The organism is Chryseobacterium sp. KCF3-3 (assembly GCF_045865955.1).
Lineage (GTDB): Bacteria > Bacteroidota > Bacteroidia > Flavobacteriales > Weeksellaceae > Chryseobacterium.
In genome coordinates, this window is the sequence record NZ_AP035792.1 from 4,328,533 (window position 1) to 4,343,368 (window position 14,836).

The window sequence follows — 14,836 nt, forward strand, 5'->3', positions numbered from 1 at the left end:
ATGCCCGGCAACGAAAACGTCACCGGGCATCAACCAATTGATATTTAATATGAAAAGTTACTTACTGAAGTAACGGAATCATCAGATTGTTTGCAGATACAGCTCCTGTAATTCCTGTGCTGTAAATGCTTTGGAAGGTAAATTCTGTACCAACTCTCCCTGTTTCATAATGCCAATGTTTGTGGCAACACTTACTGCATTGAAGATGTCATGTGTTGCCATTAAAACAGTTCTTCCTTCTTTACCCAGCTGACGTACAATTTCTGTAAATTCTGCTGTAGCTATTGGATCCAGTCCGCTGGTAGGCTCATCCAGAAGAAGCACTTTTGCATCTTTGGCAAGAGCTATGGCAATGCCTACTTTTTGTCGCATTCCTTTAGAATATCCTCCCAATGCTTTATGATGTGCAATTTCCTGCAATCCTGTGTGTTTGAGTAAGGCAGCCAGTTCATCCTTCTGATAATCAAAACCTGCAATCTTAGAGAAAAAATCAAGATTCTCTATTCCGGTAAGGTTAGGATATAAAAGCACTGTTTCAGGAATGTAGGCAAGGTGTTTCTTAATCTTTTGTGGTTCTTCTTTTACCGAAATATCATTAATGAAAGCATCTCCGGAAGTCGCTTTAATAAGCCCCAGAATAATATTGATGGTTGTACTTTTTCCTGCTCCGTTTTGCCCTAGTAGCGCAAAAATTTCTCCTTTCTTTACTTCCAGATTCAGAGAATGAAGGGCCGTGAAATCGTTGTATTTTTTATGTAAGTTGATCGTTTTTAACATAGTTTTCTGTATTTGTATTGTGAAAGGATGATGAATAAAGCAATGAAGATGAGGTAGGGAAGAAGTATCTGTACCCATTTAATAGAGGAAGAGAGTTTGAAAACCTCTATCGTTTGCTGTGCCCAGTTAATAGATTCAGCATTCTTTCCGGAAAAAATAAGAGGATAGAAGAACAATCGTTTTTTCTCATGAAATTTCTTGAGGGATGAAGCATACTGCAAATGATTCTGCAGATCAGATTTTGCCAGATGACTTTCTACAAGCTGAGTATGTAAATTGGGAAGGAAATAGCCTAAATAGGTTGCTGCTTCATTGCGTTTCTTCATTTTTTCCGTATACTGTTCTGAAGATTTTGCCGATTCAAGATCTCCCATATGCTGCATGGCATAATACCAGATCCATGTGAATGCATCATTTTCTTCTACAGTGAAATTGCTGTATTGTGGGTAGGCTTTGTAAAACTTTTCCATAGTGGGACGTTTGGCCTCATCCCATTTGTTGTGATAACCTTCTCTCTGTTCCATGACTGCTTTAAGGGATTCATGAACCGGATAGAGTTTCTGTATCAGAATATTGCTGCTCATCGGGATAATAAAATTGATTCCCACCCATACAATCAAAAGGATTAATGCGTTCTGAGCTGATGATTTACGGAAAGAAATAATCCATCTGCACAGGGCAAACCAGAACAGAATATACAACCAACCGCTGATCATAAAAGCAATATAGGAAGAGTCTAAAGGTATTTTTATCCAGACCGAAGCAGTAATGATGAGAGCAAGATAAACAGCCGTCACAGCCAAAAGGCGTATGAGCATTTTATGATCCAGAAGCTTTTGTAAATTACCGCTCTGCACCGAAAGCAGTTTCCATGTTCCTCTTTCTTCCTCCTCTGAAATCAGATTATAACAGAATGCCACAATCACCAGTGGAAAAAGGAAAACAATAACAAAACTAAAGTCAAAATTTCCAACTGCTGCATTAGCGGGATTATAAAAATCAGCATTATATCGCTGTTCCTCCAGATTTCGGATGGTTACTCCCTGAATAGAAGGATTTAAATCACGCATTCCGATATTTAAAGCAGCCAGTTTGGGTGTTTCATTCACCAGATTGAATTTAATATAATAAAGAACCAGTCCCAGATCATCTTTGTGAAATTTTGTATTCCTTTCTATACTTTCTTTTTGGAAAGCTCCACTTTTGGAGATAATATCTTCATTCCTGTCTAAAAATTTTTTCCCTGTATAAATAGCCATCAGTCCGGCTATCAATAAAAACAGCAGTGCAATGATATAGGCTTTGTTACGGTAAAATTGGGTATATAAATAACGATTCATTTAGATTAATTTTAATTTTCTTCCACTTATTTCAATCGCAATAACGCAGATAGCCATCCATAGAACTAATGCAGCTGCAGGTATGGGTTGTTTCTTCAGACTTTCCAGAACAGGAGTATACCGGTATTGAAAATCCGGAAACTTTTCCCAGTTGTGTTTGTCGATAACAGCAGGCGGCCCGCCGTTTTCAGGTTTAATATTGCTGATCTTCTCAATCTGCAAATCATTTAGATGCTGAGCCATCTGATAACGATATTCTTCTGCCTGTTTTTGAAACTGGTTATAAGAGAAGAAATCCGTACCTGTTGCAATCATGGAAAAATTTTTGATTGCAATGGCAGGATTAATCAGTCCTGAAAAATCCGTCAGACTTTGCTGCTTGTTGTAAATGGTCTGTAGTTCCTTTTGATGTCTGATGTAAATCTGTGAACTTATTTTTTCTCCTTCCTTCATGACGAATCCGCCGTAGTTAAAAGGAAGCTCATTGGTGGTTTTTACTTTATATTTTGCCAGTAAAGAATCTTTAATTTTTTTGAAATGCGGATCATCAGGATTATGGCTGTCCCCCGATTTTAAAATATCTTTTTCCAGAGTGGTTTCAAAAGCAATTCTGGAAGGTGCAGGATATAAATTCTGTGCTGCAAACTGAATCCCTTTAGGCAAAACAATGATGAAAAGAAGCCAGAAACCAATAAGGCTGATCAACGCAGATGAGGTACTTTTACTATTCGCAGAAACCACTACGGTCAACGTGCAGATAAAAAAGTAATAGATCATATAAGCAGGTAACAGAAATGATAAGCGTAATACAATATCCGCTGTATTGGTAGTCTCTGACATGAATGCAGCCATGAAAACAATAGGAATGACCGGAATGAGGAAACATAAAGAAAACAGCCAGAGTCCCAGGATTTTACCCCAGATAATATCCCTTCCGGAAGTTCCCTGCACACTGATGATCTTCAAAGTGGCATTTTCCCGTTCCTGAACAATTAATCCAAATCCCAGAAAAAGAATAATCAATGGAACAATACTCTGCAAAATAAAAGCACTGCTAAATGCCCCAAATCGGACTAAAGTTCCGGAACTTCCTGCTTCCGAAAGATTGGCGGTATTCTGTTTATGGGCTTCCAGAAATATGACATTTCCTAAATAATCATCCAGTCCGTTGTCAAAAATATTCAAAGGATGCCCGATTCTGAAAACCAGATAGCCATAATGAGCCATACGGTGCGGATGCTTATCAGGTCGATGTTCCCAGCTTTCACGGACTTCTTTCCGGTATTCTTTTATTTTCGAAAAAGAATCCGTGTATTTTGTATATCCTATGCCAATACTCAGCATACAAAAAAGGAGTACGGCAATCGTGGTGAGCAGATTTTGTTTTCCTTTAAACAAATCCTGCCAGGTTTTTCTCACCATCAGTTGTAAGTTTGAAATAGCCATAGTTTAAAATTTATAAGTAGCAGTTAGTAAATAATTTCTTGGAGTTCCCGGAAACAGCCTTAAGTAGTTCTGAGCCCCGATCCAGTACACTTTGTTGGTAATGTTATTCAGATTAAAAGAGAGCTGAACAGTTTTTGCCGGAGTATAATATAAAGCAGCATCTATTGTCGTATAGGCGGGAAGCTCGAAGCTCCTTGTGAACCACGGAACTTTAGAACTCTGATAAAGCATTCCGGCCCCAATTCCAAAGTCTTTTAGGAATTCAATAGTTGAAAAATTGTAGCGTGTCCAGATATTCACCGAATTCTTAGCAGTATTTTCCTTTCTTTTCCCCACAAGATCACGGTTGGTGTCATCCAGTATTTTAGCATCAATATAGCTGTAGCCTCCGTAAATATGCCACTGAGGAAGAATATGTCCAGAAAACTCAGCTTCAAATCCACGGCTTCTGTCAGCACCACGCTGTACAAGTTCATCAGGTTCTGAAGGATTATTGGCATTGATTAAAATATTTCTCTGGTTGATTTCATAGACCGCAAGATTCAGTGAAATTCTTCCAAAAAACTGTGCTTTGATTCCCAATTCTTTGAGATCAGAAGTCAAAGGTTTGAATCTTGCTGCAGATCCTGTAAGACTGGAGGTATTGGGCATCAGTGTTACGGTATTGGATTGAGGCTGATAGCCTGTAAGATACGTTCCATATATATTAATATGATCCGTTACACTATAAGTAATACCGAATCTGTACAACAGTTTATTATTGTTAAAAGAGGTCTCATTGGTTTCTTTGAAGTGGGTAATATCCTGAAACCATTCCTGACGGATTCCTGATAATATTTTAAACTTTTTCCAGGTAAAAAGATGCTGGATATAAGCTGCATGAGTCGTAGTAAGAGCAGAAGGTAAAGGGGTAATCACATTAAGGGTATTAAAATCAGTACCCTGATAATTTACAGCTCCCGGATTCAGATCAAATGGTGTGACATTAGGTGTTGGAATGATTGTTCCATTATAATTAATGGTCTGGTACTCCGAAGCTTTTGCTGGATTGTAAGAAGAAGCTACAGAACCGTTCTTCAAAAGAAAACCTCTTGCCGCATTCTGTTGTCCGCCTTTGCGTTTTTCCCAGATCTGACTGTCATAGCCTATCAAAGCCTGATGTTGTACAGATCCTGTTTTGAATTTAAAATTAAAATATGCATTAATGTTATCTGTAGCCCAGTTTTGTTTTCTCTGTACAAACTGCATCATGGCAAGGCTGGAAACCGGTTTGTTATCCATATCAGGGACAAAAGAATTGGTTGTTCTGTGCTCCTGCAGGTTTTCTCTCCAATATTGCTTCATATAGGAAGCATTAAAACTGATGGATTGGTTAAAATGATGGGCAACTGTTCCCATTATTATGAGTTCTCTGGTTTTAAAAAAATCATCCGGAGCTCCTAAATTCAGACTTCTTGGAGTGCTGTATAAATCTGTTTTTCCTGCCACTGCTCCGAAAATTGGCTGTCCTCTGTCCAGGTTTCCATAAAGATCATTGAAAATCATTTCCACATTCACGGATGTTTTTTCATTCGGAACAAAAGTGATAGAAGGTGAAATCAGAATACCACTGTTTTTAACATGATCCCTGAATGAATGAGCATTCTGATACGCTCCGTTAAAACGGTATAATAAAGTTTTGCTCTTATTTAAAGGGCCTGTAAGATCTGTGGTGACACGGTAAGTTTCAAAGCTTCCACCTGACAAACTGATTTCGTGACGGGGATTTGACAATGGTTTTTTAGTAACCATATTGATCGTTCCTCCAGGATCTACGCTGGACATGGTAATGCTTGCCGGACCTTTGAAAACTTCTACACGTTCTATATTGGAAGTCATAGGTTGTAAAAAATAATATTGCCTGGTGCGCATTCCGTTGATAATCTGTCCTTCTTCATTCTGGCTGATCCCACGGATGTTGTATTGGTTATAATAGCTGGAAGGAGATACACCATTCACATTTTTCATCACATCTCCGAGCTGGAAAGCCTGGCGATCGGTGATGAGCTCTTTGGTAATGGTATTAAGCGTTAAAGGCAGATCTTTATTTTTCATAGCTATCTTGGTGGCTGCAAAAGAGTAGTCGGACGTATAATCTTTAGACTTTCTTCCGATAACCTCAACGGTTTGAACCACTGTAGATAAAGAATCTTCAGAACGGGACTGAGCATACAGAAATGACGATGCGGTGATGAAACTCAGACTGAAAAGTTTCACAGAATTTGGGGAAATACAATGAATTATTCCCGAATAATTAAAATTACTGGTAGTCATGAATAGGGATGTACGGACATCGAAAATGCCCATTAATAAAAGGATATCCTTACTGGTGTGAAGACACAGGTATCCACGGAATTACAATACAGACTAAAAAATCTGTAAACGAAATATCAGGGCAGCATAGATTAAGCTACCGCAGAAAATGTGGATGGGGGAGCTCTGGAGCTGAAAAAATCGAGGAGACAACGATATGAAATGGCTTTCGGCTGTGGCATCTCGTTGTCATTAGTAGTGTCGATAGCAAAATCCAGATTTAAAGGTTCAGGGAGAAGAATATTAGTCATATGCATATGAAGAGCACACTGACATTCGTCATCCTGGGAAAAGGTAGGAATTTTCTCTTCTTTTGAACCTTTTTTATAAATCATTTTACTTTTGGCGTGCCTGGCATGATCAAGACATGTAGTTACCCCGCTGACATTTGAAACAAATATCAGAAGTAAGGAAAAAACAAAAAAGACTCTGAGAAATTTTTGCATAATAGAAAAACAAATGTACAATTTAATTTGATAAAAATTGAATGATGAATAAAAAGTAGCGGATATTTTTAAGTTTTACTTGAAATCAGCAGATTTGAAAATACTTTGTGAAGTAGAGGGATTCTTATGGATTTAATCTTTAAAATTTAAGCGAACTTCAGTGAAATATTAGCAAATTATTTATATTTTTGGTCAATTAACTAATTGATTAAATTTATGTTGATATCAAAAGCTGCCTTTCGGGGCTTAAATTGTGCAATCGGTTGCATTGCTTTCGGATTTTTATCCGCTCAAAGTATTGTTCAGGTTACAAATCCTTCGGGTTTTGCCAGAAATGAAGTGGTAACCGTTCCCAATACTTTATTGAAATCATTTTTAAGTAAGCATACTGAAAAAGACCTTCGAATAAAAGATGCAAAAGGAAACTGGATTCCCATTCAATGGATTGATTATGATGGTGATGGAAAGGGGGAAGAATTACTTTTTCAGGCGAATATTGGTGCAGGAAAAACAGATACTTATACTATTGTAGCAGACGGAAAGAGACAGATTCCGGAAAGCAGGGTTTCTACTTATTCGAGGCTGGTTCCTGAAAGAGTAGATGATTATGCCTGGGAAAATGATAAGGTTGCCTTCAGGGTATACGGTCCGAAAGGTCAGCAGGAAGCTTTACAGGGAATAAAAAGCAGCACCCTTTCAAGCGGTGTAGACATCTGGCTGAAAAGAACGGATCTGCCTGTTATCAACAAATGGTACAGAGGTTATCTTACAGATCCGATGTATTACCATAAAGATACAAGAGGTGAGGGCTACGATCCCTATCATGTAGGAAACAGCCGTGGAACGGGCGGAATCGGAATATGGGAAAATGAAAAACTCCAGACCTCCCAGAATTTTATAACATCCAGAACCATTGCCGAAGGTCCTTTAAGAACTGTTTTTGAACTTACCTACCAGCCATGGAGTGAATACGGAGTGAAAGAAACCAAAAGAATTTCTTTAGATCTGGGTTCTAACTTTTCAAAATTTGAATCCACTTTTGAAACAGGAAAACCTGTTCCGAATTTTACTGTAGGAATTACTTTGCATAAAAATGAAGGAACAACTCAGCTGAATAATAAACAAGGCTATTATCTTCACTGGGAAAAAATAGATGATGCATTTGTAGGAGAAGGAATTGTAATAGATCCCAGAATTGTTGAAAAATCACTTGCCTTCACCTCTGATGTTCCTGATGAAAGTAATCTGTATGTTGTGACGAAGCCTTCAAAAGTCTTAACCTATTATGCCGGATTTGCGTGGCAGAAAAGCGGACAGGTTCAGACACGGAAAGATTGGGAGAATTTGCTTCAGAAACAGTCGGAAATTATTGCGAAACCATTGGTGGTGAAAGTTATTAGGTGAGAGAGTTTGAGGGTTTGAGAGTTGTAGGGTGGAAGTGTTTTAGAGTGAAATGCTCAGCTTAATTTTAAATAATAAAAAATGAATCTAAAAATATACACATTTGCATTAGGGATATTGGCGGTTAACTGTTCTGCCCAAGTGAAAGATACATTAGCGGAGAAAATGCTGATGTATCAGCTTCCCAATGGAGGTTGGGGAAAACAGCTTCAGGATAAATCGGTGGTTAATTATAATCTCACCATTGATAAAACTCTTTTAAAAAAGATAAAATCAACAGGAGATGATCACGCAACAATTGATAACAATGCTACTTCAAGAGAGATCAATGCGTTGATTAAAGCGTATTCAATAACCGAAAATCCGGATTATTTAAAAGCAGCGGAAAAAGGAATCAGTTACCTCATTCTGATGCAGTATGATAATGGGGGTTTTCCTCAGTATTACCCTAATTCAGGGCTCTACAGAAAGCAGGTGACCTATAATGATAATGCGATGGTCAACGCTTTGACAGTTCTTTACAATACTGCGGAAGGAAAGAATAATTTTGATGTGGTTTCCTCATCATTAAAAGAAAAATCAAAAATTGCCGTACAAAAAGGAATTGGGTGTATTTTAAAAACTCAGGTTCTTCAGAAAGGAGTTCCTTCCATTTGGGCAGATCAGTATCATGAGATTACACTGCAGCCGGATAAGGCAAGGGCTTTCGAACCCATTTCATTAGCCACCGGAGAATCCGTAGGAATTATAAGGTTTTTAATGATGCAACCTGTAACTTCTGAGATTGAAAAATCAATCAAAGCTGCTATACAATGGTTCAGGCAAAATAAAATAGAAGGGTATAGCTACAATGTTACCAAGCAGAACGGAAAAGCGGTAAGAGTATTGGCTGAAGATAAAAATTCCGTGATCTGGGCAAGGTTTTATGATATCCATACCAATAGACCTTTGTTTGGAGACCGCGACGGAAGTGTAAAATACAATTATAATGAAGTCTCAGAAGAAAGACGAAACGGATACAGCTGGTTTGGTGATTTTGCAGAAAAGCTTTTAGCCAAGGAATACCCGAAATGGCTGGAGAAAAATAAATTAGATGAATAATTGGTATTCAACAGGAGCGGGTTTCGGCCCGCTTTTTTTGTAAAATAAAAAAGAGGACTGTCCAAAAAGTTTTGGCAGCCTCTTGTTGTTATAAAGAAATAGAATTTAGGAGATTTTGAGGGTCATATAAATGTCTTGAATGAACCTTAGATCTGACACTTTATATAAGAAACCATTCTTATTCGATAAAATTTAAATAGAATTAACAGGTCGCTCCTCCGGAGCTTTATTTTATGGGGATTTCATTTTTCTACTAACAGTAGATCCCGATGGGATCAAATTTAGCTCCAATGGGAGCTGACTGTTAATAGAACGTATTTGTTTTAAAATTAGAGCTCCGGAGGAGCGACCTGTTAATTCATAGCGTAAATATTAATATTTTCAATGTATTTATACTTTTTATCGGACAGTAATGGATCGTATAAAAAAGACTGTCCTTTTTGGACAGCCTTTATTCCTTTTATTACTGCTATTATTAAAAACTTCTTTTAAAACTGATCACAAACATTGCCTACTAAAGTAGCTCCTGCATTAGCCGTTACATCTGCCTTTACATCTGCTACGTTAAGTTTTGTGATACTGTATGGCGGAGTGAATGCTGTTCCGCTTCCTGCTGTATTTCCGGTAACATTGATAAAACTGCTTCCGGATTGAGTTACCGCTGTAAATCCACTCATCAGATTGATAGGTTCTTTTACATTTTCAAAAACATTTCTTTCTACCAGAATATTGGCCTGAACCCCTGCTGCAATACATTTGTTGCTTACAGAACTGTTGAAATAACTGTTCAGGATATGAATTTTACCAAATCTTACTCTTGGCATACGTTCTCTGCATCCAGGTGCCCACCAGCATCTGACAAAAGTTACATTCAGTTTTCCTGCATCAGCAGTGGCACCATCACTGGATCCGATAAGGTTTGAGAATCTGTGATCATCCGTCCCTCCCGAGCCTCCAGGTTTTGGAGCTTTCAGATAATGGAATTTCGTATAAGAAACGGTAATATAATCGGATTTATTCTTAATGTCGAAATTTCCATCCACTCCATCTCTGAATTCACAGTGATCTATCCATACATTTCGGCAGTCGTCCAGAATGGCATTGTCCCAACCATCGGTGTCATAAGCACCAGGACCTTCAAAAATCAGATTCCGGATAATGATATTATTACATCTTTTAATATTGATAATTCCTGAACCGTCTTTCGTCTGATCTGTAGAAACCAGTTTGGCTCCGGTAGTTCCGTAAATTGTTTTTCCTGTCTGGTCCTGGAAGGATAAGCGGGTCGTGATGGTGATTGTTCCTGTTACTTTGATCACTTTTACGGCTGTATTTTCAATAGCTGCTTTTAATTGTGCGTAAGTAGAAACGGTTGTTTCTGCTGCTGTTCCACCACCGGTAGTTCCACCATTTTGAGAAGCCCATCCCGGAGCTATACAATTGGCCAGAGGAACAATCTTTTGTGATAAAGAGTTTTTAATGCTGAGTTCGCTTTGCGCCAGATCATTGTTGATTTCCTCCCGACCACATCCGGTTAAGGCAAAAGCAGAGCTTAGAGCGGCTGTTAATAAGGCCGCCTTGAACGTTGTTTTCATAGTTTATATTTTGTGATTTGTTCTTGGTGTAAAATTATTGTATTAATATTAAAGTATTTTATATTTTACTATATTAATATTTATATAATTATAATGTTGTGTATTTAGTTTGGTTAATCGGTTGCATTTTATGTTTTGTTTAAAAATTTATTTATTGTTTTAAATTTGTCGCTAAAAATGGCAGTATTTGGTTTTTTGTTGGATTATCGAAATGGCGCAAGAATATTTTGAATTTGTTGGAGATAAGTTTTTTCAAATAACCCGTATTTATTTTTCCCACAGATCTCGCGGATTTCACAGATTTTTTTGTGTTGCTGCTTATTTTGGTGTCGCTGTAAAAGATTAAAATAGGCAGAACTCAATTTTATCGGAGATAAAATCTTTGCGCCTTAGAAACGGGATAATACTTCAGAAATTTCTTTGCGTCTTAGCGTTTTTGAAATCTATTTATAGTGTCTTATTAAACAAAAAAATCCTCTCTGAAAGGCGTAAAAGCATCAATGAGTTTTCCCTCTTCAAGACATAACCCGTATTTATTTTTCCCACAGATCTCGCGGATTTCACAGATTTTTTTGTGTTGCTGCTTATTTTGGTGTCGCTGTAAAAGATTAAAATAGGCAGAACTCAATTTTATCGGAGATAAAATCTTTGCGCCTTAGAAACGGGATAATACTTCAGAAATTTCTTTGCGTCTTAGCGTTTTTGAAATCTATTTATAGTGTCTTATTAAACAAAAAAATCCTCTCTGAAAGGCGTAAAAGTATCAATTAACTTTCCTTCTTCAAGACATAACCCGTATTTATTTTTCCCACAGATCTCGCGGATTTCACAGATTTTTTTGTGTTGCTGCTTATTTTGGTGTCGCTGTAAAAGATTAAAATAGGCAGAACTCAATTTTATCGGAGATAAAATCTTTGCGCCTTAGAAACGGGATAATACTTCAGAAATTTCTTTGCGTCTTAGCGTTTTTGAAATCTATTTATAGTGTCTTATTAAACAAAAAAATCCTCTCTGAAAGGCGTAAAAGCATCAATGAGTTTTCCCTCTTCAAGACACTTCACCCCATGAAAAATATTGGGCTGTGCAAAAAATCCATCTCCTTCCTGTAAAATTTTTGTTTCACCATCTATGGTAACTTCAAACTTTCCGGAAGCAACATACGTGATCTGAGAATGAAAATGCTGATGTAATGCTCCTACAGCATCTTTCTCAAACTTTACAATAACCATCATCACCTGGGAATTATATCCAACAAACTGCCTGGAAACACCATTTCCTATATCTTCCCATGCTGAGTTTCCATCGAAGAAAGGCTCTTTTTTGAAATCCATTTTATATTTTTTAATTACAATTTTGTGGAATCAATACAATCCGTGTTATTTAATATACTTCTCCAAGCCGGTTTTCAAGGCTTTTAAAGAGGTAGCTGCCAACCTTGCAACAGATTCGGCTCCCAGCTTTGACAAATGAGTATCATCATCTTTTCCCTCAGGGTAATAAGATTCGTCTCCCTTTTTATAATGCAGATGCAGTTTCTTTGAGTTTTCAGGACCATAAGAAATTTCAAGCTGTTCGGATAATAACTGCAAGTCAACAAAGGGTACTTTAAGATCATTGGCCACCATTCTTACCACAAGAGGATATTCTTTGTGTGTATCCACTAAAACACCGTTTTCGTTAAAATTCCTTCTTGCAATTGACGTCATAAGTATGGGAATAGCACCTTTAGATCTTGCTTCGTTTACATATCTTTCAAGATTGGCCCTGTATTGTGTGTACGGATTGGTAAAGCGTGCCGAGTCATTCACTTTCTGATCATTGTGCCCGAATTGAATGATGACAAAATCTCCTTTCTTAAGTTGATTCAAAACGGTATTCCATCTGCCTTCCGTTCTGAAACTTTTGGAGCTTCTCCCGTTGGTGGCGTGATTTTGAACAGATATTCCTGTTGTTAAAAGGGATGGAAGCATCTGCCCCCAACCATGCTCTGGATTTTTATCTGGATTTTCTTTATTGGCCATGGTAGAATCACCAATGAGGAATAACGTAGGTTGTTGCGCATAGGTGATGAGGGAAAGGAAGAGGATGAGAAAGGTGAGTTTTTTATTCATTTTTATTTTGCTTAGTATAATTCTTTTGTCTTGAAATCGAAGATTCGATATTGTTGAGCAAAAAGGTTGGGGAAGCGCAAAGACGCAAGTTTTTTTCAAAGTTTATGCTATAAGGCGCAAGGATTTTATCTCCGATAAAATTGTAAATTGTATCCTTTGCTGAAAATCTTCCATTGAGCGAAGTCGAAATGTTCTTGCGTCTTAAAAGAGTATGATGCTTACAAAACCTTGCGTCTTTGCGATTATCCAACAATTATTTAATTAGGGGTTCCAGCCGTCAAAGATTTTTTCTAAGGTGTAATTTTTAATTTCTTTTTTGGTCAGTTGATGTGACCAGCTAGCCCGTTTTGAAGGATTTCCTCCTTCGCCTTTGCTTGCGTATTCTGCGTAATAAGCAGTTTTTTCTTTATCAGGAAACATTTTGTCTCCTTTCCAGGGATTCCAGCCTTCGGGAAGAATGTGTTTTCCCATTTCCGTATTGATAAAAACTGTTTTGGCGTAAGGTCTCCACGGTCTTCCGAGATACACTTTAGAAACCTCATCTTTAGCAGTAAGCCTGCAATCGAAAAATACAAATCCATTTTTTCTGTCCATTTCCGTTGCGGCAGCGGTGATGTAAGAATCAGCCAGACTTTTAATCGTACAGTTTTTAAAAACAGCAGTGGCCTGTCCGAAAATAAAATCGGTAGTTCCTTCTATATAACAGTTTTCAAAATACTGTCTGCTATGGTTGGAAGCGGAGTAAAGAGTGTCCTGACAGCCAAGGATATCAGAGTCCTTAATCACAAAACGATCTCCTTCTACATGAAGCGAAACTGCCTGTCCTTCGTTGCATGAGCTATTTTGAATGGTCAGATTGCTGATTTTGATATCATCGCCCATTACCAAAAGAGTATAGGAGTTGAAAGTCGTCATCTTTTCATTGAAAGAATCTGTTTTTCCTGAGAAATCATTGTTGGTAATTATCGTATTGCTTTTATTTTCCCCTTCCAGCGTGATTTTATGCTTTGAAGAGGGAATAATTACTTTCTCATGATAGATTCCTGTTTTGATTTTGATTAAAGCTTCTGCCGGCCCAAGATCTCTTACAGAATTGATAGCTCTTTGAATGGTGGTAAAATCTCCGCTTCCATCCTGAGCCACTGTAAGAGTGATATAAGGTTTACTTTGCGCCCAAAAAGATTGAGCAACTGCGAGAAATAGTAATACAAATAATTTTTTCATAAGATCCGGTTAAAAACTAGTTCAACACTTTATTTAAAAAATCAACAGTATAGTTCAACGTTTCTGTAAACCATGGCTCTGCAGACCAGAATGAATGCGGAGAATCTTTAATTTCATGAAATTCAGTAGGGATATTGTAAGCCTTTAATTTTTTCATCATATCGTCTCTTCCGGCATGAAATCTAGGCTGAGAACTGTTGATAAAAAGGGTAGATGGTGTATTTTTGTCCACATATTCCAGCGGTGAAGCTTCTGTCCAGTTTTTTAGGTTGGTATTCCTGTCTCCATCCAGCCAATAGGAGGCGTAAGTACTTTCCTCTGCTTCAGAATGAATGAAGGATACAATTCCGTCAATATTGATGATCGCTTTTATATTATTTTTCTTCTGTACTCCGACTAAGGTGGCCATCTGCGCTCCGGCAGACTCACCCAAAACGGCCATTTTCTTTTTGTTTAAAGAATATTTTTTGTGATGAGTCTGCAACCATTGAATAGCTGTTTCTATGTCTTCAATTCCGGCCGGATATTTTGCAGCATCTGCAAGACGGTAGCCAACAGCAATCACTACAAATCCTTTTGAAGCTAATTCCATAGCCATATATTTTTCATTTTCCTTGCTTCCGGAAATCCATCCGCCACCATGAACCATTGCAATTCCTGCATGCTTTTTTGAATCATCAATAGGGTAGTATACATCGGCTTTTAATGATAATCCGTTACTGTTTTTGTATTCAACATTCCTGTCGATTCGGATATTTGGAGGAACCGGACGATCAATAGGGGTAATGAAAGGGTATTTTTTCTTTAATTTTTCAAAAGTTCCTTCATTGGTGTAAGGAGAAGCATTCGGTCTGCTTACCTGCCCGAATGCCATCGTCCCTACGAAGAAAATAGAAATATAAGTATGTCTTTTGTTAAAAATCATTTTGTCAGATTTTTACATTGAAACCATTAAGAATCTTAAGCTATTAAGATGAATGAAGAAAATCCTTCTGATTTTTAAGTGGAATTTGTAGTGCGAAGTCTAACTTAATATTCTTAAA

At 37.5% G+C, this 14,836-nt stretch carries 12 protein-coding genes; 2 read left to right on the plus strand and 10 right to left on the minus strand.

Annotation, left to right across the window (positions count from 1 at the left end; all coding sequences use genetic code 11):
* Positions 1 to 81: 81 nt before the first annotated feature.
* The 5 genes from ACKTTZ_RS19270 to ACKTTZ_RS19290 all read right to left on the minus strand — a co-directional run bounded on the left by ACKTTZ_RS19270 (position 82) and on the right by ACKTTZ_RS19290 (position 6,250).
* Positions 82 to 777: an ABC transporter ATP-binding protein gene (locus ACKTTZ_RS19270; protein ID WP_407846376.1), complete on the minus strand. Its 696-nt coding sequence runs from the start codon at positions 775 to 777 to the stop codon at positions 82 to 84.
* Positions 771 to 2,117 (minus strand): DUF3526 domain-containing protein, encoded by a 1,347-nt coding sequence (locus ACKTTZ_RS19275; RefSeq protein WP_034696657.1) that lies wholly within the window; start codon positions 2,115 to 2,117, stop codon positions 771 to 773. The genes ACKTTZ_RS19270 and ACKTTZ_RS19275 overlap by 7 nt, the downstream gene beginning before the upstream one ends.
* On the minus strand, positions 2,118 to 3,563 hold the full coding sequence (locus ACKTTZ_RS19280) for a DUF3526 domain-containing protein (RefSeq protein ID WP_253317592.1): 1,446 nt from the start codon (positions 3,561 to 3,563) through the stop codon (positions 2,118 to 2,120).
* A gap of 3 nt (positions 3,564 to 3,566) precedes the next feature.
* The gene (locus ACKTTZ_RS19285; protein ID WP_407846377.1) at positions 3,567 to 5,819 is read right to left on the minus strand and encodes a TonB-dependent siderophore receptor; all 2,253 of its coding nucleotides are present in this window, start codon (positions 5,817 to 5,819) and stop codon (positions 3,567 to 3,569) included.
* A gap of 188 nt (positions 5,820 to 6,007) precedes the next feature.
* Positions 6,008 to 6,250, minus strand: a complete 243-nt coding sequence (locus ACKTTZ_RS19290) for a hypothetical protein (protein WP_185103709.1) — start codon at positions 6,248 to 6,250, stop codon at positions 6,008 to 6,010.
* Between the two features lie 327 nt (positions 6,251 to 6,577).
* Between ACKTTZ_RS19290 and ACKTTZ_RS19295 the strand changes: the two genes are divergently transcribed.
* Together ACKTTZ_RS19295 and pelA are read left to right on the plus strand one after the other, a co-directional pair.
* Positions 6,578 to 7,765 carry a DUF4861 domain-containing protein gene (locus tag ACKTTZ_RS19295; RefSeq protein WP_407846378.1) on the plus strand — a complete coding sequence of 396 codons (1,188 nt, stop codon included), beginning with the start codon at positions 6,578 to 6,580 and terminating at the stop codon, positions 7,763 to 7,765.
* Between the two features lie 78 nt (positions 7,766 to 7,843).
* Positions 7,844 to 8,863, plus strand: coding sequence for a pectate lyase (pelA, locus tag ACKTTZ_RS19300; protein ID WP_034696650.1), 1,020 nt, complete (start codon positions 7,844 to 7,846; stop codon positions 8,861 to 8,863).
* Positions 8,864 to 9,351: 488 nt separating this feature from the next.
* Here the strand turns inward: pelA and ACKTTZ_RS19305 are convergent, their stop codons facing one another.
* From ACKTTZ_RS19305 to ACKTTZ_RS19325, 5 genes are all read right to left on the minus strand, one after another.
* On the minus strand, positions 9,352 to 10,458 hold the full coding sequence (locus ACKTTZ_RS19305; protein ID WP_034696649.1) for a pectate lyase-like adhesive domain-containing protein: 1,107 nt from the start codon (positions 10,456 to 10,458) through the stop codon (positions 9,352 to 9,354).
* A 992-nt stretch (positions 10,459 to 11,450) separates the two neighbouring features.
* Complete coding sequence (locus tag ACKTTZ_RS19310) at positions 11,451 to 11,789, minus strand: cupin domain-containing protein (protein ID WP_253317163.1); 339 nt, start codon at positions 11,787 to 11,789, stop codon at positions 11,451 to 11,453.
* Positions 11,790 to 11,834: 45 nt separating this feature from the next.
* Positions 11,835 to 12,569, minus strand: coding sequence for a rhamnogalacturonan acetylesterase (locus ACKTTZ_RS19315; RefSeq protein WP_253317162.1), 735 nt, complete (start codon positions 12,567 to 12,569; stop codon positions 11,835 to 11,837).
* 261 nt (positions 12,570 to 12,830) lie between these two features.
* The gene (locus ACKTTZ_RS19320) at positions 12,831 to 13,793 is read right to left on the minus strand and encodes a pectinesterase family protein (RefSeq protein ID WP_407846379.1); all 963 of its coding nucleotides are present in this window, start codon (positions 13,791 to 13,793) and stop codon (positions 12,831 to 12,833) included.
* A 16-nt stretch (positions 13,794 to 13,809) separates the two neighbouring features.
* Entirely contained in the window at positions 13,810 to 14,718 is a 909-nt protein-coding gene (locus ACKTTZ_RS19325) for an alpha/beta hydrolase (protein ID WP_407846380.1), read from the minus strand.
* Positions 14,719 to 14,836: the final 118 nt, after the last annotated feature.